The following is a 20,673-nucleotide window of genomic DNA, read 5'->3' on the forward strand; positions in this document are numbered from 1 at the left end:
TGTTTGAGCCGGATCGGCGGACAGAAATCAAGCGGGCCTCGCGCCCGAACCTCCGACCGAGGGGTCGGTCTGGACGATCATGCCGTACCAGCCCAGCCCGCGATAGGTCTCGTATCCCGGTGTCCGATGGTACGCCGTGACCGTGCCCGACCGCGGATCCCGCACGACTCCGCTCGTCTCGCCGTCCATCCGGCAGGAGACCCGCTCGGTCAGGAGACCGACCTGATCCGAGGCGGCCAGCACCCGGCCGCCGGCATCGACCAGCAGGGCGCGGGTGCGCCCTCGATCTTCCGGCGCGACCCGGATCCCCGAAACGATGGCGTGGGCCTGCGGTGCCCAGTCGAAGTGGATCGCCAGGACGCCGAGCGGTGCGCCGGTCGCCTGACCGCCCGCCCGCACGCTCGCCGCGTAGGTGGCGACCTGCGCGCCGCCCAGCGCATCCTCCTGCCGCACGTCGGCGCAGACGAAGGCGTCGCCGCTCTCCAGGGCGAGCGCCTCCCGGAACCACGCTTCCCCCGCGACGCTCCGGCCCTGCAGTCCCGGGTAGCGATCGGCGCGGCCGGTCGCGAGGATGCGGCCGTCCAGGCCGCAGATCCAGAGATCGAGATAGACCGTGTAGGCCGAGAGGATGATGCCGAGGCGGTCGCCCGCGAAGGCCGCCGCGGCCGGGCCGGGATCGGCCGCGCAGGCGACGACGGCGGCGTCGGTCGCCCACCAGCGCACGTCGCAGGTCCGCTCGTAGAGGTTGCGATCGATCAGCTCGACCGCGTTGAGCGCGAGATCGACCAGGCGTTCTCCCTGGACGCGGCCCGCCATCGTCTCGACGGTGCGCTGCAGCTCGACGATGCGGCCGGACAGGTGAAGCTCCAGCTCGCCGGCGATGACGTCCACGGATTCGCCGAGGGCGCGCACTTCCTGGGCGACGACCGCGAAGCCGCGTCCCTCATCTCCGGCCCGCGCGGCCTCGATGAGCGCGTTGAGGGCGAGGATCTTGGTCTGCGCCGTGATCCGCCGGATCCGGCCGGTCTTCTCCTGCGCCGCCTGCTTGACGGCATCGGCCAGGATCTCGATCGACCTGAGCGTCGGCGGCTCGGACTCCGATCCGGAGGTCCGGCCATTGGGGAAATCAGTTTTCGCACTCATGCCGGGCCCGATCGACGAGGCGGGCATTTTACAGCTATAATATAATACAGTCTTAACCGATCAAGGCCGGCGATATAACTTACAATACTAAAATCAATCCATAATTCAATCGAGAGTATATAGGTCCCGTCGGTCGCGGGTGCCGGGCGCTCGCCATTATCGGTGACGTTGCCCGGGCGCGGGGCCGCCGCCCGGGCTCGGGCGGCGGCCCCGTCTGTCAGTGCGTCGGCTCGCCGGCCGAGACCTTGGCGGTCCAGTCGTCGAAGGCGATGACCTTCTGCCGCTGCTCGCCGAGCCGGTCGATGCGCAGGACCATCTCGTCCCCGGCCTTGAGGTAGCGCGGCGGCTTCATGCCGAGGCCGACGCCAGGCGGCGTGCCGGTGGTGATCACGTCGCCCGGCTCCAGCAGCATGAAGTGCGACGCGTAGGCGACGAGTTGGGGAACGTCGAAGATCATCGTTGCGGTCGAGCCGGTCTGACGGCGCTCGCCGTTCACGTCGAGGCTCATGGCGAGGTTCTTCAGGTCGGGAATCTCGTCGAGGGTCACCAGCCATGGGCCGAGGGGGCCGAAGGTCGGCGCGCTCTTGCCCTTGGTCCAGGTCGGACCGCGGTTCATCTGCCACTCGCGCTCGGAGACGTCGTTGCAGATGCAGGCGCCCGCAACGTAGCTCAGCGCCTCGTTGGCGTGGACGTAGCTGGCGCGCCGCCCGATCACCACGGCGAGCTCCACCTCCCAGTCGGTGCTGTGCGACCCCTTGGGAATGATGACCGTGTCGTTCGGCCCGCACAGGCTGGACGGGGCCTTGTTGAAGATGATCGGCTCCGCGGGGATCGGCGAGCCGGTCTCGGCGGCGTGGTCGGCGAAGTTCAGGCCGATGGCGACGACGTTCCGGGTGCCGCCGACGCAGGGGCCGAGCCGCACGTCCGGGGGCAGCTTCGGCAGGGTCTCGGGATCCAGGGCGCGCAGCCGCACCAGCGAGTCGGGCGCGAGGGCCGGCCCGGCGATGTCGCGCACGATGCCCGACAGGTCGCGCAGCCCCCCGCTGGCATCCACGAGGCCGGGCTTCTCGTCGCCGCTCGGGCCGTGCCGGAAGAGCTTCATGGCCGCACTCCTCATCCTTCCCTGAACCGGTCTGCGCCGGACGCCGGGACCATGGCCGGGCCTCGACCCGGGTGCAAGGCCGGCCGCGTCGGCGTGTCGGTCCGCCGGGTGTCGCCGCAGGGCAACAGGACGGCGGAAAAGTGCAGGGTCGGCGACGTTCGGATATATTGTTCCTGTCGCCATCTCGGTGTGACAGCTCGGATCAAGACTGAAAAATCTCGATCATCACGGGCTTTCGCTCGTGAAGGTGCCGTTTACCGCTCCTTATCTACTACTATTCCTCTCGGTGCCGAAAATGGTCGGGGTCATTGCGGTTCCGCACCCGAAACCGGCACCATGCATGGAAGGTCGCCGCATAACGGGTCTCGAACAATCGACGGCGCCCAGCAGAACGAAGGCTTGGGGGAAGAGATGGGCGGGACGGTTCGCGCTGCGATGCTGGCGGCGACGGCGGTGGTCCTCGGCGCCGGGCAGGTGCAGGCGGGGGCGTTCGGGATCCGGGAGCAGAGCACCGAGGCCCAGGGGCTGGCCTTCGCGGGCGCGGCGTCGGGATCGGGCGGCGTCTCGTCGATGTTCTGGAATCCCGCGACGATCACGATGAACCCGGGCTTCGTCGCGGAGCAGAACTTCACCTATATCGGCCTGTCCTCGGAGATCCGGCCCGCGCCGGGCACCAATCCGGGCTTCGCGCGGCTGGGCGGCTCGGGTGAGCTGGGCCAGGGCGCCGTCGTGCCGGCGGGCGCGACCTCGTACCAGCTGAACGACCGCCTGTGGCTCGGCCTCTCGACCGGCGCCCCCTTCGGCCTCGTCACCAAGCCGCGGGACGTGTGGGCCGGCGAGGTCTACGGACGCTCGTCGCGGATCTTCTCGCTGGCGATCAACCCGGTCATCGGCTTCAAGGTCAACGAGTGGCTCTCGATCGCGGCCGGCCCGAACATCGAGTATTTCCGCCTGACCCTGCGGCAGGCGCTGCCGATCCCCGGCATCCTGCCGACCTCGTATCCGAGCTCCTTCCTCAAGGGTGAGTCCTGGGGCGCGGGCTTCACCGCCGGCGCCACGCTCACGCCCCGCGACGGGACCGTGCTGGGCATCGGCTACCGTTCCTCGGTGCACCACGACATCGACGGCTCGATCGGCGTCCCGCTCGTCGCCCTGGCGCCGCTGGCCGGACAGGTCCGCGCCAAGCTGAACACGCCCGAGAAGCTGAGCGTCGGCCTGACCCAGGCGGTCTCGCCGGTGGCGCGGGTGAATCTCGGCTTCGAGTGGGACAACTGGTCGAGGCTCGGCACCATCGGCATCGTATCGAAGACGATCGGCCTGCCGGTGAACAACCTGCCGCTCAACTACAAAGACGGGTTCACCTACGCGATCGGCGCCGAGTACGACGCGTCGCCGAACCTGACGCTGCGGACCGGCTTCGCCTACGAGACCTCGCCCATCGACTTCCGGAACCGCTCGGTGCGCCTGCCGGACGGCGACCGGTACAACGTCTCGGTCGGCGCCAGCTACCGCTGGAGCCAGCAGCTGACGCTGAACCTCGCCTACTCGCACTTCTTCCTGGACCGCTCGCGGATCCTCGCGGGCATCGGCCGCGACTACAACATCAGCAACATCGCCTTCGCGGGCGTGGTGGATTCCAGCGCCGACATCGTCTCGGTGGGCTTCCGCTACGTCTTCGGCGCGCCGCCGGCCCCGGCCCCGGCGCCGCTCGTGCGGAAGTACTGACGGGCAGCTCCGGTCGTGTCCTTCGCTGCCGCCGTCTTCGCGAGCGGAATGAAGCGATCCAGGGCAGCGCCACGCCGACAGGTGTCGCGCTGCCCCGGGTCACTTCGCTCCACTCGTGATGTCGGGGCGGCTCCGTGACCATCGGGGCCGATCACCCATCGATCCGAGCGCGTCGCGCGCCTCAGGCGCGCATCCGCACGTATGTGCCGGGCGCCGGCCCTAAGGATTGCAGCGCGTCGCCGCCCGGCTGCCGGGCCGGCACCCGCTCCGGGGCCTGCGCCTCAATCCACTGGAACCAGTAGGGCCACCACGAGCCCTTGGTCTCGACCGCGGCCCTGATCCACTCCTCGAGCGTCCCCTTCACGGGGCCGCCGGTCCAGTAGCCGTATTTCGGCTTGGACGGCGGGTTGATCACGCCGGCGATGTGGCCGGAGCCGGCGAGGACGAAATCGACCTTCCCGCCGAAGACCTTCGAACCCTCGAAGACCGACAGCGCCGGCGCGATGTGGTCCTCGCGGGTCGCGAGGTTGAAGATCGGCACCTGGACCTTCCTGAGGTCGAGGCGGACGTTGCCGAGCACCATCCGCCCCTGCGCCAGCGTGTTGTCGAGGTAGCAGTTGCGCAGGTAGAACGAGTGGTTGGCCGCCGGCATCCGGGTGGCATCGGAGTTCCAGTACAGCAGGTCGAAGGCCGAGGGTGCCTTGCCCTTGATGTAGTTGTTCACGACGTAGGGCCAGATCAGGTCGTTCGGCCGGAGCATGTTGAAGGCGTTCGCCATGCGGGCGCCCTCCAGGTAGCCCTGCTCGGCCATGCGCGCCTCGACCTGGCGGATCTGCTCCTCGTCGGCGAAGACCTTCAAGTCGCCCGCGTGGGTGAAGTCGACCTGTGTGGTGAGCAGCGTCGCGCTCTTGATCCGCCGGTTGCCGGTGGCCGCCTGCATGGCGAGCGTCACCGCGAGCAGCGTGCCGCCGACGCAGTAGCCCGCCGCCGTGACCTCGCTCTCACCGGTGGCGACGCCGATCGCGTCGATGGCCGCCTCGATCCCCTCGCGCATGTAGGACTCGAAGTCCTTGTCGGCGTGGCGGGAATCGGGATTGACCCAGGAGATGCAGAAGACCGTCAGGCCCTGGTCGACCATCCACTTCAGGAAGCTCTTCTGCGGATTGAGGTCGAGGATGTAGAACTTGTTGATCCAGGGCGGGACCATCAGGAACGGGCGCCGCAGCACGGTCTCGGTGGTGGGCGCGTACTGGATCAGCTCGATCAGGTCGTTGCGGAACACCACCTCGCCGGGGGTGACCGCCATGTTGCGCCCGACCTCGAACCCGCTCGTGTCGGTCTGGCGCACGCGCAGCTGCCCGCCGCCGGCCGCCAGATCCTCCTCGTACATCTTGAGGCCGCGGACGAGATTGGCGCCGTTCTCCTGCAGGGTGTGGCGGATCAGCTCCGGGTTGGTCGGCAGGAAGTTCGAGGGCGACAGCATGCTGGTCACTTGGCGCAGGTAGAACTGCGCCTTGTGACGCGTGTGCGCGTCGAGCCCCTCGGCCTCGTCGACGAGGCTCTCCGCCCAGCGGGTGGCGAGCAGGTAGGCCTGCTTGAGGAAGTCGAAATACGGGTTGGTCGTCCACTCGGCGTGGGCGAAGCGCGCGTCCCGGGGCTCGGGCAGCGCCACCGGATCGGCGGGCTGGCCCTGCAGGCGCAGGTAGGTCGAGCCCCAGAGCGACAGGAAAGCCTGCGACAGGCGCGCCTGAGCCTCGGCGCTGCGGTTCGGATCGGCGAGCCAGGTCTCGGCCACCTGACCGAGCACCTTGGCCGCCTCGTTCATCTCGCTGCCGGGTGCGGCCGCCTGGCCCTCGGGCCCGAGGAGGCGGGCGACGTTGCGCCCCATCGCCTCGACGAACTGACCGGCATTGCGGGAAATCGCCTCGAAATCCGGCATCGGGGCGACCGTGCCGTCCGGCATCGCGCCGTTCGAGACCGACTTCGGAGGGGCGGTCCGATCCGGCGCCTGCGGGCTCGTCAAACGTGCCTCCCTGTGCTTCATCTGTTGACCCGATGGCGCGGGCCTCGTTTCCGACAAAATAAGGAGCGAGCCAGAGTTTTCGCCAGCCCGGCTCAGGACGTCGCCGAAACATCCGGCCGATCTTTTCATACGCATGTGACGATGGATCGTGCCATTTTGAACCCCGCTATCCGCCCGCATCGCGCCGGTCCGCTGCGCCGCCTGACGCGCGCGGCCGGCCTGGGCGTGCTGGTCGGCGCGCTCGGGGCCTGCTCGGGCGACGTCGTCCGCTCGCTGGCCTCCGATGCAGGCTACGGGCCGCGGGTCGTCGCGGCCCCGGATTTCGTCACGGACACCCGCAGCAAGGCGCAGCCCGACTTCATGCCGGTTGGCGTCGACGCGCCGAAGCGGCCGGTCCGGGCCAAGTCGGTCACGGGCCAGAAGGCCCTGGAGGCGGAGCTGGAGGGTGCCCGCGGCCGCAACGAGGCCCGGGGGCGGGCCGCCGAGAGCGCCGGGCGGGGCGCGGCCGCCACCGTCAAGCCGGCTCCGGCGGCGCAGTAGCCGGCCCTTTTTCAGGGTCGGCGGCGGCCCGCAACTCTGGTAGAGCACGTGGTTCGCCCGACCGGCCCAAACGAGAGACGCCGGATCCGGGACGCGCCGATGGACACGCCCATGACCGACTTCCACCGCATCAAGCGACTGCCGCCCTACGTCTTCGAGCAGGTCAACCGGATCAAGGCTGCCGCCCGCGCGCAGGGCGCCGACATCATCGATCTCGGCATGGGCAACCCCGATCTGGACGCCCCGAAGCACGTCATCGCCAAGCTGTGCGAGACGGCCGGGCGGCCGCGCACGGATCGCTACTCGGCCTCCAAGGGCATCGCGGGCCTGCGCAAGGCCCAGGCGGGCTATTACCAGCGGCGCTTCGGCGTGACCCTGAACCCCGACACCCAGGTGGTGGCGACTCTCGGGTCCAAGGAAGGGTTCGCCAACATGGCCCAGGCGATCACCGCGCCGGGCGACGTCGTGCTGGTGCCGAACCCGAGCTACCCGATCCACGCCTTCGGCTTCCTGATGGCCGGCGGCGTCATCCGCTCCGTGCCGGCCGAGCCGACCCCGGCGATGTTCCCCGCCCTGGAGCGGGCCATGCGCCACTCGATCCCGAAGCCGGTGGCGCTGGTCGTCTGCTACCCGTCGAACCCGACCGCCTACGTGGCGAGCCTCGACTTCTACCGCGACCTCGTGGCCTTCGCGAAGCAGCACGAGCTGATCCTGCTGTCGGACCTCGCCTACGCGGAAGTCTATTTCGACAACAACCCGCCGCCCTCGGTGCTGCAGGTGCCCGGCGCCATTGACTGCACGGTGGAGTTCACCTCGCTGTCGAAGACCTACTCGATGGCCGGCTGGCGGATGGGCTTCGCGGTGGGCAACGAGCGCCTGCTCGCGGCGCTCACCCGGGTGAAATCCTACCTCGATTACGGCGCCTTCACGCCGATCCAGGTCGCCGCGACGGCCGCCCTCAACGGCCCGGACGATTGCATCCACGAGATGCGCAGCATCTACAGGAAGCGTCGCGACGCGCTGGTGGAGTCCTTCGGCAAGGCCGGCTGGACCATCCCGTCGCCCGCCTCGTCGATGTTTGCCTGGGTGCCGATCCCCGAGCGGTACCGGGAACTCGGCAGCCTCGAATTCTCCAAGCTGCTCCTGGAGAAGTCCGACGTGGCGGTCGCGCCCGGCATCGGCTTCGGCGAGTTCGGTGACGAGTACGTCCGCATCGCGCTCGTGGAGAACGAGCAGCGCATCCGGCAGGCGGCGCGCAATATCCGCCGGTTCTTCGACGGCACCGACAAGACGCTGCACAACGTCCTGCCGATGGCCCGGACCGGCTAGACCGGCCCGCGCAAATTGTTGCCGCGGGGCGACAGACGCCGTCAAAGGTGTCGGCGCCCCGCGCCGGCGCTTGTCAGCGCGGGGCGCGATGGCCAGGGTCAGGTGCGGGGGTCTTCCCGCGTCCCGAGTCTCGCATGCGCCGCCTGAACCTCATCGCCGCCCTGCTGCTCGCCGCCGCGGCCTCGGCCTGCGCGCCGAACCCGATCATCGCCCGGGACCCGATCCCTGCGCCAGGGCCGGCGGACGTGTACGCGTGCGACTCGAAGCCGTTGCCGGTCAACGCCTTCACGACCGATTGCCGCCCCGTCCCGGCGAGCCCGCAGGTCGTGCTGCGCGCGCGGGGCTGAACCCGCCCGGAATTTCGGTAACCGGTCGATTCGGACGGGCCGGACAAGCCGCCCGCGATCAGCTAGACTGTAGGCCAGATGCCGGCCCGCCCGGCCCCCTGACGGAGCATCGCGTGAGCACCAAGACCCTGATCGCCGCCGGATTGCTCGCCCTCCTGGCGGGGCAGGGCGCCTCGGCCTCCGACGCCGCCTACCCGCCGGCGCCCTACCAGCCCCGCGCCTTCGTGTTCACCGCCCCGAACGGCCCGACGGTCCTGCAGACCGAGGGCTGCTGCCAGGTGGTGGTGCCGCCGGGCCGGCCCGATCTCGCCCAGCCCGCCGTGCCGGTGGCCGAGGTGATGAACGGCGGCGGCTTCGGCTACACTGGGTTCGACTACTACAACGACCAGATCACCGAGGGGCGGTTCGGCGCGCGCAAGCGGCCGCGGGAGTACGTGATCGCTCCGTCCTACATCGTGCCGCCGCGCTACTGAGCCGCCGGGCGTTCCGGGGCCTCAATCCTTCTGCGGATCGTGGCCCCAGTTCATCAGCGACATCCGCCATGGGGAGTCGGGGTCCTTCCGGGCCTCGCCGCCCTGCTTGAGATGGCGGTGGACGTAGCCCACGACCTTGCGCATGGCGGCGTAGTCGTCGTCCGTCAGGTCGGCCTTCTTGGTGTCCTTGATCGCCAGGATCCGCCGGCCCATCTCGTGCCCGGTCGACTCGCCGCCGTCTTTCTTCTGGCCGACCCCCCGGCTCGCCGCGCTGTCGAGGTGCTTCCTCAGCGCCGCCGGCGTCATGTTGACGGCCTCGTTGAAGTCCTTCCACGTCTCCGCGTGATCGTCCGCCATCCGCCTGCCTCCCGGGCCGTGTCGCTCGTCCCCGACAACGCGCCCGAGGCTCGCCGGCTCGCCGCCATCCCTGCGGTCGGGCGCCGCACGGGCGACGGGCGACGCGGCGGGCGACGTGGCGGGCGACGTGGCGGGGAAGCGTTTACAGGCCGGGTCCCGGGGGGTATCACCCCGACCCGACGAGCTTCCATTCTCTCCCCACACCCCATTCCCGAAAAGCCAGATGCGCGCCGAGATCGAGCAAGCCTCGGATGCCGCCAAGCAGTCTATAGGGCTGCTGAGGAGGCATCTTTGACTGGGATACAGTCGATAAACGCCTCGCGGAGCTGAACGCGGCTTCCGAGGACCCCGACCTCTGGAACGACGCCGAGGCCGCCCAGAAGGTCATGCGCGAGCGGCAGCAGCTCGACGAGGCCGTCACGGCGATCAAGAAGCTGGAGCGCGACCTCGAGGACGGCGCCACGCTGATCGAGCTCGGCGAGATGGAGGGTGACGAATCCTCGATCCGCGAGGGCGAGGCGGCGATCCTAGCCGTCGAGAAGGAGGCCGCGAGCCGGCAGGTCGAGACGCTTCTGTCGGGCGAGGCCGACGGCTTCGACACCTATCTCGAGGTCCATGCCGGGGCCGGCGGCACCGAGAGCCAGGACTGGGCAAACATGCTCCAGCGCATGTATGCCCGCTGGGCCGAGCGCCGGAAGTACAAGGTCGAGGTCGTCGAGATGACCGACGGCGAGGAGGCCGGGATCAAGGGCGCCACGCTCCTGATCAAGGGCCACAACGCCTACGGCTGGCTCAAGACCGAGTCCGGCGTGCACCGTCTGGTCCGGATCTCGCCCTACGATTCCAGCGCCCGGCGGCACACCAGCTTCGCCAGCGTCTGGGTCTATCCGGTGATCGATGACCGGATCGAGATCGAGATCAAGGAATCCGACTGCCGGATCGACACCTACCGGTCGTCCGGCGCCGGCGGCCAGCACGTCAACACCACCGACTCGGCGGTGCGCATCACCCACAACCCCACCGGGATCGTGGTCGCGTGCCAGCAGGAGCGCTCCCAGCACAAGAACCGGGCGACCGCCTGGAACATGCTGCGCGCCCGGCTCTACGAGGCGGAGCTGAAGAAGCGCGAGGAGAAGGCCAACGCCGAGGCCGCCTCCAAGACCGATATCGGCTGGGGCCACCAGATCCGGTCCTACGTGCTGCAGCCGTACCAGCTGGTGAAGGACCTGCGCACCGGCACCCAGTCCACCGATCCGGACGAGGTGCTCGACGGCGACCTCGACCCGTTCATGGAGGCCTCGCTCGCGCAGCGGGTCTACGGCGGCGGCGAGGCGGTCGAGGATATCGACTGAGGCGGCGTGAGCTGCCTCCCCGTCATCACGAGCGCAGCGAAGTGACCCAGGGCGGCGCGCGATCGATCGGCGTGGCGCGACCCTGGATCGCTTCGCTCCGCTCGCAATGACGGCGGTGCTGACAGAGAGCGCCGTTGAGGCCGCCAAAGGATGAGCGCCGGCGGCGCCCATCCTCCCACGCCTCTCAATACCCCAGCGCCGCCCCGTCCTTGCGCGGGTCGGATCCGGCCGCCAGCGTGCCGGCCTTGCGGTCGATCCAGATGACCTGCCCCCCGCCGAGCGGCAGCGGCGCGCGGATCGCCGGGTGGCCGCGCTCGACCAGCCCCGCCATCACGGCGTCGGAGATCCCGCCCTCGACCTCCAGGCTGCCGCCGTAGGCGAAGCTGCGCGGGGCATCGAGGGCCTCCTGCACGTCGAGGCCCCGGTCGAGGAGACCGGAGAGCAGCTCGACATGGCCCATGGCTTGGTAATGGCCGCCCATGACGCCGAACGGCGCGACGGCCTGCCCGTCCTTCATCAGCATGCCGGGGATGATCGTGTGCATCGGCCGCTTGCCCGGCCCGACGCTGTTCGGGTGGCCGCCCTCCGTGCGGAACGACAGGCCGCGATTGTGCAGCAGCACGCCGCTCTCGGGCGCCAGGATGCCGGAGCCGAAGCCCTGGAAGATCGAGTTGATCAGCGACAGCGCGTTGCCGTCCCGGTCGACCACGCAGAGGTAGACCGTGTCCTTGTGGGCGCGGCCCTCGGCCATCTCGCGGGCGATCTCCGGATAGATCTCCGGCGCGCGGGCGCGGCCCATGTCGATCGCCCCGTGGGCGGCGGCCTTCCAGGCGTCGGAGAGCAGGTGCTCGGCCGGCACGTTGGCGAGGGCCGCGTCGCCGAACAGCACGTCGCGGTGATGGTAGCCCTGCTTGCAGACCTCGGCGAAGAGGTGGAGCCGGTCGAGGTCGGAGAGCGCGCCGACGTCGTAGTGCGACAGCACGTTCAGCATCATCAGCGCCGTCAGACCCTGGCCGGCGGGCGGGCACTCGTAGACGTCGTAGCCGCGGTAGCGGGTCGAGACCGGTGCGACCACGTCGGGCTGCGCGGCGGCGAAGTCGTCCAGCGTGTGCAGGCCGCCGAGGGCGTTCAGCCGGCTTACCATGTCCTCGGCGACGGGGCCCTCGTAGAAGGCGCGCGCCCCCGCCTCGGCGATCGCCCGGAGCGTCGCCGCGAGCTTCGGCAGGCGGACGACGCTGCCGATCGTCGGCGCCTGCCCGCCGGGCAGGTAGGTCTCGGCGGCGTACGGATCCGTGGCGACGCGCTCGGCGCCGCGCAGCCAGTCCCAGCCGACCCGCTGCTGCACGACGAACCCGTCCTCCGCGTAGCGGATCGCCGGCTGGAGCAGCTCGCCGAGGGACCGGGTGCCGTGCTCGCGCACGAGTAGATCCCAGGCCGCGACCGCGCCGGGCACCGTCACGGCGTGTGGCGAGGTCGGCGTGATGGTGACGCCGTGCTCGGCGTACCAGTCGGGCATGGCGGCGGCGGGCGCCCGGCCCGAACCGTCGAGGGCGATGGGCTTCGTGGCGCCCGCGGGGGCGTAGAGGGCGAAGCAGTCGCCGCCGATGCCGGTCATGAGCGGATCGACTACGCACTGCACGGCGACCGCCGCGATGCCGGCATCGATGGCGTTGCCGCCGGAGCGCAGAACCTCGATGGCGGCGAGCGTCGAGAGCGGGTGCGAGGTCGCGACCGCGGCGTTGGCGGCGTAGACCGGGGAGCGGCCGGGGGCGGAGAAGTCTCTCACGGGATGTCCTGCTCTGCTGGGCGACTTAAAGAATCACCGCTCGATGCATATCGCCACCTCGGGATGAGGCGGTGACGGAGATGACGGCGCGGCCTCGTCCATGACGGATGGCTTCGCCGCCTCGTCTCTGCGAGCGCAGCGAAGCAATCCAGTCGGCGCAACGCTGAGCAACCTCGCGCTGCCCTGGGTCACTTCGCTGCGCTCGTGATGACGGCGGAGGCCGGGCTGACCGGTTGTTCCGATCGAGGATCGCCTGGACGATCACGCGTGCTGCCCTCTCGGCAGCGCCACCCAGTGCCCAGGCGCCACCTCGGTGAGCGGCCCGTCGGGCGGCTGGTCGTGGCCAGTGAGGTCGCGCGCGGCAAGGCGCGCCCGCTCCTCGGCCGGGTGCGGCACCGGCACGGCGGCGAGCAGGCGCCGGGTGTAGGGGTGGCGCGGATCCTCGTAGAGCGCGGCGGCCTCGGCGAGCTCGACGATCCGCCCGCGCCAGAGCACCGCGACCCGGTGGCAGAGGTAGCGCACCATGCGCAGGTCGTGCGAGATGAACAGGTAGGACAGGCCCATCTCGTCCTGCAGGTCCTGCAGCAGGTTCACCACCTGCGCCTGGATCGAGACGTCGAGCGCCGCGATCGGCTCGTCGGCGACGATGAAGCTGGGCTTGAGGGCGATCGCCCGGGCGATGCAGATGCGCTGGCGCTGGCCGCCCGAGAACTGGTGCGGGTAGCGCCCCATGAACCGCGGATCGAGCCCGACCCGCTGGAACAGGGCGGCAACCGCCTCCCGCCGCTCCGGGCCGCGCATGTCCCGCCGATGCAGCTTGAACGCCTCCGCGACGTACTCGCCGGCGCTCATCCGCGGGTTGAGGGCCGCGTAGGGATCCTGGAACACGGTCTGGATTCGCGCGCGCATCTTGCGCATGGCGCCCGCCGAGAGCTTGGCGAGGTCGGTGCCCTCGAAGGCGATCGTGCCCGAGGTCGGCGGGTTGAGCATGGTCACGGCCCGGCCGATTGTGGATTTGCCGGAGCCGGACTCGCCCACGAGGCCCAGGGTCTCGCCGGGGCGGATGTCGAAGCTCACGCCCTCGACGGCGCGGAACACCGCGCCCTTGCCGCCCCACCAGGAGCGGAGGGGATAATGCTTGGACAGGTCGCGCACCGAGACGACCGGCTGCTGCGACGCGTTCATCGCGCGGCCTCCTCACCCAGGAGCTTCGGCAAGTCGTACCAAGCGGCGACGAGGTGGCCCGGAGCGGCGCCGGGCGCCTGCGCCAGGGGCGGCATCTCGGCCCGGCAGCGCGGCGTCGCGAAGGCGTTGCGCGGCGCGAACGGGTCGCCCGGCGGGAGATGGCGCATGTCCGGCGGCGCGCCCTCGATCTGGTGGAGGCGCCGCCGCCCGGCGCGGCCGCCGGAGAGATCCGGCAGGGACCGCAGCAGGCCGAGCGTGTAGGCGTTGCGGGGATCGGCGAAGATGTCGTCGACCGGGCCGCGCTCCAGGATCCGGCCGGCATACATCACCTGCACGGTGTCGCTGATGCCCGCCACCACGCCGAGATCGTGGGTGATCCAGATGATCGCCATGCCGAGCTCACGCTTCAGCTCCTGCACCAGGGCGACGATCTCGGCCTGGACGGTGACGTCGAGCGCCGTGGTCGCCTCGTCGGCGATCAGAAGCTTCGGCCGGCAGCTCAGGCCGATCGCGATCATCACGCGCTGGCGCTGGCCGCCGGAGAACTCGTGCGGGTACTGGTCGAGGCGCGCGGCCGCGTTCGGGATGCGCACGAGGTCGAGCAGCTCCCGGGCCCGGGCGCGGGCCGCGCGGGCGTCGAGGCCGAGATGGATGCGCAGCGGCTCGACGATCTGCGCCGCCACGGTCATGCCGGGGTTGAGCGAGCTCATCGGGTCCTGGAACACGAAGCCGATCGCGCCGCCGCGGATCTTGCGCAGGTCCCGCTCCTTCAGGGCGAGGAGGTCGCGTCCCTCGAACAGCACCTGCCCGCCGGTGATGCGGCCGGGCGGGCGCGGGATCAGGCCCAGCATGGCCAGCACGTGCACGCTCTTGCCGGAGCCGGACTCGCCGACGATCCCCAGCGTCTCGCCCTCGTGCAGCGTGTAGGACACGCCGTTGACCGCGTGGACCGCGCCGCCGTCGGTGTCGAAGGCGACCGCGAGGTCGCGGACGTCGAGGAGGGGCTTCGTCATCGCGGCCGTCATGTGCGCTGCCTCGGATCGAGGGCGTCCCGCAGGCCGTCGCCGAACAGGTTGAAGGCGAGTACCGCGAGGAAGATCGACAGGCCGGGCCAGATCGCCATCCAGGGCGCCTCGTCCATGAAGTTCTTGGCGGTGTTGAGCATCGCCCCCCAGGACGGCTCGGGCGGCTGCTGACCGAGGCCGAGGAACGACAGGCTCGCCTCCGCGATGATCGCGGCCGCGATGGTCAGCGTCGCCTGGACGAGGATCGCCGGGACGATGTTGGGCAGGATGTGGACCCGGGCGATCCGCCAGGGCGGGTTGCCCATGGCGCGCGCGGCCTCGACGAACTCCTCCGCCGCCACGGCGCGCACCTGCGCCCGGGTCAGCCGGATGAAGGTCGAGGTCGCCGAGAGGCCGATCGCGATCATCGCGTTGACGAGGCTCGGGCCCAGGAAGGCGGCGAGCGCGATCGCCAGGATCAGGAACGGTATCGCCAGCAGCGCGTCGGTGAGCCGGGAGATCGCGCCGTCGATCCAGCCACCCGCGTAGCCGGCGAGCAATCCCAGGGGCAGGCCGAGGGACACCGCCAGCGCCACCGAGACGAGGCCGGCGCCGAGCGAGGCCCGGGTGCCGAAGATGATCCGTGAGAGCACGTCGCGCCCGACCTCGTCGCCGCCGAACGGGTGCGCGAGGCTCGGGGGCCCGCGGACGTTGCCCCAGTCGGTGGCTGTCGGGTCGTAGGGAGCGATCCAGGGCGCGAACACCGCCATCAGCACCAGCAGGCCGACGATGACGAGGCCCACGACCGCGCTCCGGCGCGCGCGCAGGCGTCGCCAGAAGGCCGCGAGGGTGCCGGGCTCTTGGAGGATGGCGTGGGCGGGGGCGCCGGACGGGGCGGCCTCCAGGCCGACCGCCTCGGCGCGGGCGATCTCGCTGCCGGTGCTCATGCCCGCCTCAGCTTCGGGTTCACGGCCGCCGCGAGCAGGTCGGCGGCGAGGTTCAGGGCGATGTAGGTGGCGGCCGTGCAGATCACGACGCCCTGCACGGTGGCGAAGTCCCGGTTGAACACCGCATCGACCATCAGCTTGCCGAAGCCCGGCACGGAGAAGACCTGCTCGGTGAGCACCGCCCCCGACAGGAGCTGGCCGAATTCCAGCGCCCCCAGGGTGATGATCGGGATCGCGGCGTTGGGCAGCGCGTGCCGCAGGGTGACCCGCAGCGGCGAGACGCCCTTGGCGCGCGCGGTACGGACGTAGTCGGAGCCGAGCACGCCGAGCATCGCCGCGCGGGTGTGGCGCATCATAACCGCCGCGATGGCGTTGCCGAGCACGAAGGCCGGCATCGCCATGGCGGCGAGGTTCTCTGACAGGCTCTCGAATGGTGAGACATAGCCCGAGGCCGGCAGCCAGCCGAGCTCCACCGAGAACAGCAGGATCAGCAGGATCCCGAGCCAGAAATTCGGCACCGACAGGCCCCAGAGGGCGATCCCGTTGGCGACCGTGTCGGCGGCCTGACCGCGCTTGACCGCCGAGAGCACGCCCATCGGCACGCCGATGGCGAGCGCCACCAGCATGGCGAGGCAGGCGAGTTCCAGCGTGACCGGCAGCTTCTCGACGATCAGCTCGGAGACCGGCTTCTGCAGCCGGATCGACTCGCCGAGATCGCCGCGCAGCACGCCGCCGGCCCAGTAGGCGTAGCGGACCGGCAGGGGCTCATCGAGGTGGTACTTCTCGCGGATGAAGGCGATCACCTGCGGGTCGCGCTCCTCGCCGGTGAGCGCCGTGGCGACGTCGCCCGGCAGCAATTGCTGCAGGGCGAAGATGATCATCGAGGCGAGGATCAGGGTCGGGACCGCCAGGGCAAGGCGCCGTGCGAGAAACCGCAGCATCAGTTCAGCTTCAGCCCGGTGAAGCGCACGAGCCCGTCCGGGTAGGGCACGAAACCCGTGATCTTCTGGCTGTAGGCCCAGAGCAGCTTGCGGTGCAGGATGTAGATGCCCGGCCGGTCCTTCAGGACCTGATCGGCCAGGGCCTTCCAGGCAGCCTTGCGCTTGGCCGGATCCACCGTCCCGCGCTCCGCCTGGAGGGCCGCGTCGGCTTCCGGGCTGCAGTACTTGGGATAGTTCAGCGCCGCCTTGCAGGCCAGGAAGCTGAACGTGTTGCCGTCCGGGTCCGAGCGGCCGCTCCAAGAATAGAGCTGCGCCTCGTAGTTGCCCTTGTCGGCGGCATCGAGCGCGGTCGTGAAGTCCACGGCCTGGATCTTCACGTCGAAGCCGGCCTCCTTGGTCATCGCCTGGATCACCTGGCCGACCTGCGGCGACTCGCTGTTGGCGTAGACGGTCAGCGTGATCTGCGGGTTCGGCTTCCCGGCCTCGGCCAGCAGCGCCTTGGCCTTGGCGACGTCCCGCTTCGGGATCGGGTACTCGGCGACGTAGTTCGGGTTCTTCGGGTTGACCCACTGGTTCCCGGCCAGGAACTCGCCGTTGTAGACCACCTGATTGATGGCGTTGCGGTCGATGGCCGCCTCGAAAGCGGCGCGCACCTTCGGGTCGGAGACCGGCGAACCGGCCTTGTGGGGGTTGAACAGGATCTCTTGGAAGCCGAGCTCGTAGGTTGAGTCGAGCTTCAGCTTGGCGTCACGCTTCACCTGTGCCACGTCGGTGGGGGCGAGGCGCTCCAAGAGGTCGAGCTGACCCGCGCGGAGGTTGGTGAGCCGCACGGTGGCGTCAGGGATCGGCCGGAACTCGATCCGCTGGATGTGGATCGCGTCCTTGTTCCAGTAGTCGGCGAAACGCTCAACCACGATCCGGTCCTGAGGCACCCGCTCGACGAACTTGTACGGACCGGCGCAGACCGGCGCGGAGGCGAACTTGTCGCCGAGCCGTTCAGCGGCCTTGGGCGAGACCATCATGCCGGCCCGGTCGGTGAACTGCGCGAGCAACGGCGCGAACGGCTGCTTCAGGTTGATGCGGAAAGTCAGGTCGTCGACGACATCCACGGAGTCGATCGGCGCGATCTCCGAGCGGCGCTGCGAGCCCGGCATCTTCATGTGGCGCTCGATCGAGAACTTGGCCGCCGCGGCGTCGAGCCTCTCGCCGTCGTGGAACAGCACGCCCGGGCGCAGGTGCATGGTCAGCGCCTTCTCGTCAGGCGAGAGTTCCCAGGAGGTCGCGAGCTGCGGCACCGGTTTCAGATCGGGCCCGATATCCACGAGCTTGTCGCAGAGCGCGGCGAACACCATCCGGCTCGCGAAGGTCCGGGCGAGCGTCGGGTCGAGGGCGTCCGGATCCTCCATCATGCCGTAGCGCAGGGTCTGCGCGGCGGCGGGCCCGGTGAGGGCGAGCCCGGCGAGGAGACAGGCGGCGTAACGCAACATGAGACCGATCCGGGTGGAGGCGGGAGAAGCGGAGCGGACCGGCCGGTCCGTTCCGGAGGCGACCGGCAGTGTTGCGCGGCCGTTTGGCATGCACAATCCCAGGCAGCATCCATGCCATACAATCAGGATGCATCTTTTATTCAATCCGCGCCGCGAGCCTCTGAGGCCGCCGTTTCGAGCCGGCCGGCGGCGTTCGATGACGGCGCGACCGCGCCAAGGTCGAGATCGGCCTGCGAACAGCTTCGTGAGCGCCGGATCTGAGGTGCGACTTAGATCGGGATAAGTCCAATTTTACGCATTGCTTGAACAGGCCAGAAGAAACTTCGGCCCCAGAAGGTCGCCGATGTATTCTTTATGATGATGCGGGTGTGATGGTCCGGCGGCACATCGTCATGTTGCCCGCGTTGTGCTGGAACCAGCGGCGTCGCGATTTCTACGCCGTGACCGCCGACGTCTCGACCGAGGGCATCCGGTTCCGCTCCTCGTCGCTCCTGGTGCCGGGTGAGCATCTCACCTGCAGCATCCGCCATATCGGCACGCTCGAGGCCCGCATCGCCCGCGTGGCCGGTCAGGAGTTCGTTGTCTGTGTCCGCGGTGGACGCGCGACTCTCACTGACGTCGCCCGTCAGTTCGTGACGCTGGCAAAGGCCCAGGACCTGCAACCCGAACCGATCCGCGCGCACCGTCGGATCGTGCCGAAGCAGAAGATCGTCCAGATCACCACTTCATCGGGCGAGGCCCTCCAGGGACACGTCCTCAACGTTTCGGCCTCCGGCGTCGCCCTGCTCGTCGACCACGCGCTGGAGATCGGGGCGATGATCCGGGTCGGGCGAAAGACCGCCACCGTGATGCGCCACTTCACCCACGGTGTCGGGGCCGCCTTCTCGGAGCCGTTCGCGCCGTCCGCGGTCCACGAGGCGATGTCGCTCTGAGGGCCGCCCGCGAAACCGGGCGCCGCCGCGGTGCGGCGATCGTCGGCCACCCGCCCCTCGCAGAGGCGGCGGAAGGGCGCTACAACTTCGCGGGTCCAGCGAAGGATCACCGATGAAGCGACCGCTCTCCGCCCGTTCCGCCACATGCCTCGCGCTCCTGCCGGCCGCACTCGCCCTGCTGCCCCAGGTGGCCTTCGCCCATCCGGGGCACGGCACCGCGACGGGCGCGGAGGCCGGGTTCCTCCATCCGCTCCTGGGCGCCGACCATGTTCTCGCGATGGTCGCGGTCGGCCTCCTCGCCAGCCTGCGCGGCGGACGGGCGCTCTGGGCGCTGCCCCTGTCGTTCCTGGCGTTGATGAGCGTGGGGGCGGGGCTGGGCATGGCCGGCGCGGTGCTGCCGCATGTCGAGCTCGGGATCGCGCTGTCCATCGTCGTGTTCGGCCTCGCCGCCATCGTCGGCCTGCGCGCGCCGGTGGCCCTGCTGGCTGCCCTGGTCGGCGTCTTCGCGGTGTTCCACGGCTACGCCCACGGTGCCGAGATGCCCGAGACCGCCTCCGGCCTGTCCTTCGGCCTCGGGTTCCTCGCGGCCACCGCGCTCCTGCACGCCGCGGGGATCGGACTCGGCGCCGCGGCGTCGCGGATCGGAGCGACGCGGGCCGCCCCGGCCCTCGGTGTCGGCCTCGCCGCGGCCGGTCTCGCGCTGCTGGCGCTCCCCGCCTGAGCGCCGTACCCGACCCGCTCCGGAGCCCCGCCCGGGCCGCGGGCGCGGCGCCCCGGCTGAGCATCCGCATCGATCTCGGGCCGGGGCACCGCCTCGGCCCCGGCAAGGTGCGGCTCCTGGAGATGATCGCCGAGCACGGTTCCATCGCGGGCGCCGGCCGCGCGCTGGGCATGTCGTACCGCCGGGCCTGGCTGCTGGTCGAGGCGATGAACAGAGGCTTCGGTCGCCCCGTGGTCGAGGCGCAGACCGGTGGCCGGGCCGGCGGGGGCGCGCGCCTCTCGGCCTTCGGCACCGACGTGGTGCGGCGCTACCGGGCCGTCGAGGCGGCCGCGGAGGCTGCGGCCGCGCCGTTCCTGATCTGCCTGGGACAGGCCGGGGACGCGTAACCGGGCCGGGCACGGGCGCGAACCCGGATGCGATGTCACAGGCCCTCGTGGGCTGACGTCCCATCATCCCGCCCCACGTCCAGCCGGTCGCGACAATCCCGGCACCAGGAAGAGAACCCCCATGGCAAAACTCACGACGCTCGCCCTGATGAGCCTGCTGGCCGTCACCACCGGTGCGCAGGCGGCGCCGAAGGTCGAGCGCCTGCGCGGGACCGTCGAGGCGGTCGCGGGCGGCGGCTTCACGCTGAAGACACGGGACGGCGCGTCGGAGACCGTGGCGCTCGCCCCCGACGCCAAGGTTTCCTGGGTGGTCCCGTCGAGTCTCGACGCGATCAGGGACGGGGTCTTCATCGGCACGGCCACGAAGGGCGAGCCGCCGGTGGCCCTGGAGGTGGTGCTGTTCCCCGAGGCGATGCGCGGCACCGGCGAGGGACACTACGACTGGGACATGATCCCCGACCACACCGCGGGCGGGGCGTCGGTGCGGAGCGCCATGACCAACGGAACCGTGAAGGCGGACGTGCGCTCGACCGCTCCCGACGCGCCCCGCGTGAAGAGCGCGATGACCAACGGGACGGTCAAGGCGAGCCGCGGCGGGGCGGAGCGGACCCTCACGGTCGATTGCGGTCAGGGCCAGTCGCTGCAGATCCTGGTACCGCCACAGGCGCCGGTCGTCAGCTTCGAGCCCGCCAGCGCCGCGGCCGTAGCGCCCGGCGCCAAGGTCTTCGTGATCGCCGCGCGCGGGGACGACGGCCGCATCACGGCGCGGCGCGTCGCCGTCGGAAAGGACGGGCTGACGCCGCCCATGTAAGGCGCCCGTCCGGCGCCGGCGAATCGGCTGGGACGGCGTGAGCCGCCCGGTCCCGGGTCGGGGCCGGGCGAAAGGCTGCCCG

Annotated in this window: 20 protein-coding genes; 10 read left to right on the forward strand and 10 right to left on the reverse strand. The window is 70.4% G+C overall.

Features of this window, described 5'->3' with window-relative positions:
• Positions 1-27: 27 nt before the first annotated feature.
• Both LXM90_RS05185 and LXM90_RS05190 read right to left on the reverse strand, forming a co-directional pair.
• The gene (locus LXM90_RS05185) at positions 28-1,143 is read right to left on the reverse strand and encodes a methyl-accepting chemotaxis protein (protein ID WP_106735891.1); all 1,116 of its coding nucleotides are present in this window, start codon (positions 1,141-1,143) and stop codon (positions 28-30) included.
• Between the two features lie 217 nt (positions 1,144-1,360).
• Positions 1,361-2,245, reverse strand: coding sequence for a fumarylacetoacetate hydrolase family protein (locus LXM90_RS05190; RefSeq protein WP_020090823.1), 885 nt, complete (start codon positions 2,243-2,245; stop codon positions 1,361-1,363).
• Positions 2,246-2,656: 411 nt separating this feature from the next.
• On the opposite strand from LXM90_RS05190, the gene LXM90_RS05195 reads away from it, so the two are divergent.
• Positions 2,657-3,970 carry an OmpP1/FadL family transporter gene (locus LXM90_RS05195; protein WP_026604564.1) on the forward strand — a complete coding sequence of 438 codons (1,314 nt, stop codon included), beginning with the start codon at positions 2,657-2,659 and terminating at the stop codon, positions 3,968-3,970.
• A gap of 181 nt (positions 3,971-4,151) precedes the next feature.
• Here LXM90_RS05195 and LXM90_RS05200 read toward each other — a convergent pair whose 3' ends face one another.
• The gene (locus LXM90_RS05200) at positions 4,152-5,933 is read right to left on the reverse strand and encodes a class I poly(R)-hydroxyalkanoic acid synthase (RefSeq protein ID WP_326491904.1); all 1,782 of its coding nucleotides are present in this window, start codon (positions 5,931-5,933) and stop codon (positions 4,152-4,154) included.
• Between the two features lie 216 nt (positions 5,934-6,149).
• Between LXM90_RS05200 and LXM90_RS05205 the strand changes: the two genes are divergently transcribed.
• The 4 genes from LXM90_RS05205 to LXM90_RS05220 all read left to right on the forward strand — a co-directional run bounded on the left by LXM90_RS05205 (position 6,150) and on the right by LXM90_RS05220 (position 8,682).
• The gene (locus LXM90_RS05205) at positions 6,150-6,533 is read left to right on the forward strand and encodes a hypothetical protein (RefSeq protein WP_020090820.1); all 384 of its coding nucleotides are present in this window, start codon (positions 6,150-6,152) and stop codon (positions 6,531-6,533) included.
• A gap of 111 nt (positions 6,534-6,644) precedes the next feature.
• Complete coding sequence (locus tag LXM90_RS05210) at positions 6,645-7,862, forward strand: LL-diaminopimelate aminotransferase (protein ID WP_026604561.1); 1,218 nt, start codon at positions 6,645-6,647, stop codon at positions 7,860-7,862.
• A gap of 134 nt (positions 7,863-7,996) precedes the next feature.
• A complete protein-coding gene (locus LXM90_RS05215; protein ID WP_020090818.1) occupies positions 7,997-8,209 on the forward strand; it encodes a hypothetical protein in 213 nt (70 codons plus the stop codon).
• 113 nt (positions 8,210-8,322) lie between these two features.
• Positions 8,323-8,682, forward strand: a complete 360-nt coding sequence (locus tag LXM90_RS05220; protein WP_020090817.1) for a hypothetical protein — start codon at positions 8,323-8,325, stop codon at positions 8,680-8,682.
• 21 nt (positions 8,683-8,703) lie between these two features.
• Here the strand turns inward: LXM90_RS05220 and LXM90_RS05225 are convergent, their stop codons facing one another.
• Entirely contained in the window at positions 8,704-9,039 is a 336-nt protein-coding gene (locus tag LXM90_RS05225) for a DUF3140 domain-containing protein (protein ID WP_020090816.1), read from the reverse strand.
• Between the two features lie 223 nt (positions 9,040-9,262).
• On the opposite strand from LXM90_RS05225, the gene prfB reads away from it, so the two are divergent.
• A protein-coding gene (gene prfB / locus LXM90_RS05230) for a peptide chain release factor 2 (RefSeq protein ID WP_103984661.1) occupies positions 9,263-10,391 on the forward strand; the annotation gives its coding sequence in 2 pieces (ribosomal slippage) (positions 9,263-9,331 and positions 9,333-10,391; 1,128 coding nt in all).
• A gap of 184 nt (positions 10,392-10,575) precedes the next feature.
• On the opposite strand, the gene ggt is transcribed toward prfB, so the two are convergent.
• The 6 genes from ggt to LXM90_RS05260 all read right to left on the reverse strand — a co-directional run bounded on the left by ggt (position 10,576) and on the right by LXM90_RS05260 (position 17,741).
• Positions 10,576-12,177, reverse strand: coding sequence for a gamma-glutamyltransferase (gene ggt, locus LXM90_RS05235; RefSeq protein WP_234081956.1), 1,602 nt, complete (start codon positions 12,175-12,177; stop codon positions 10,576-10,578).
• Between the two features lie 261 nt (positions 12,178-12,438).
• A complete protein-coding gene (locus LXM90_RS05240) occupies positions 12,439-13,362 on the reverse strand; it encodes an ABC transporter ATP-binding protein (protein ID WP_020090813.1) in 924 nt (307 codons plus the stop codon).
• The gene (locus LXM90_RS05245; RefSeq protein WP_020090812.1) at positions 13,359-14,387 is read right to left on the reverse strand and encodes an ABC transporter ATP-binding protein; all 1,029 of its coding nucleotides are present in this window, start codon (positions 14,385-14,387) and stop codon (positions 13,359-13,361) included. The genes LXM90_RS05240 and LXM90_RS05245 overlap by 4 nt, the downstream gene beginning before the upstream one ends.
• A complete protein-coding gene (locus LXM90_RS05250) occupies positions 14,384-15,313 on the reverse strand; it encodes an ABC transporter permease (RefSeq protein ID WP_020090811.1) in 930 nt (309 codons plus the stop codon). Before LXM90_RS05250 ends, LXM90_RS05245 begins: the two co-directional genes overlap by 4 nt.
• Complete coding sequence (locus LXM90_RS05255; protein WP_020090810.1) at positions 15,310-16,254, reverse strand: ABC transporter permease; 945 nt, start codon at positions 16,252-16,254, stop codon at positions 15,310-15,312. Before LXM90_RS05255 ends, LXM90_RS05250 begins: the two co-directional genes overlap by 4 nt.
• Positions 16,254-17,741: an ABC transporter substrate-binding protein gene (locus LXM90_RS05260; RefSeq protein WP_042671929.1), complete on the reverse strand. Its 1,488-nt coding sequence runs from the start codon at positions 17,739-17,741 to the stop codon at positions 16,254-16,256. Before LXM90_RS05260 ends, LXM90_RS05255 begins: the two co-directional genes overlap by 1 nt.
• A 392-nt stretch (positions 17,742-18,133) precedes the next feature.
• Between LXM90_RS05260 and LXM90_RS05265 the strand changes: the two genes are divergently transcribed.
• The 4 genes from LXM90_RS05265 (at position 18,134) to LXM90_RS05280 (ending at position 20,591) form a co-directional block, all read left to right on the forward strand.
• Positions 18,134-18,673 (forward strand): PilZ domain-containing protein, encoded by a 540-nt coding sequence (locus LXM90_RS05265; RefSeq protein ID WP_106735895.1) that lies wholly within the window; start codon positions 18,134-18,136, stop codon positions 18,671-18,673.
• A gap of 112 nt (positions 18,674-18,785) precedes the next feature.
• Positions 18,786-19,394, forward strand: coding sequence for a HupE/UreJ family protein (locus LXM90_RS05270; protein WP_020090807.1), 609 nt, complete (start codon positions 18,786-18,788; stop codon positions 19,392-19,394).
• A 62-nt stretch (positions 19,395-19,456) separates the two neighbouring features.
• A complete protein-coding gene (locus LXM90_RS05275) occupies positions 19,457-19,780 on the forward strand; it encodes a winged helix-turn-helix domain-containing protein (protein ID WP_026604652.1) in 324 nt (107 codons plus the stop codon).
• Positions 19,781-19,901: 121 nt separating this feature from the next.
• Positions 19,902-20,591 carry a metal ABC transporter permease gene (locus LXM90_RS05280; RefSeq protein ID WP_234081957.1) on the forward strand — a complete coding sequence of 230 codons (690 nt, stop codon included), beginning with the start codon at positions 19,902-19,904 and terminating at the stop codon, positions 20,589-20,591.
• The last annotated feature ends 82 nt before the right edge of the window (positions 20,592-20,673 follow it).

It is taken from the genome of Methylobacterium oryzae, assembly GCF_021398735.1.
Classification (GTDB): domain Bacteria; phylum Pseudomonadota; class Alphaproteobacteria; order Rhizobiales; family Beijerinckiaceae; genus Methylobacterium.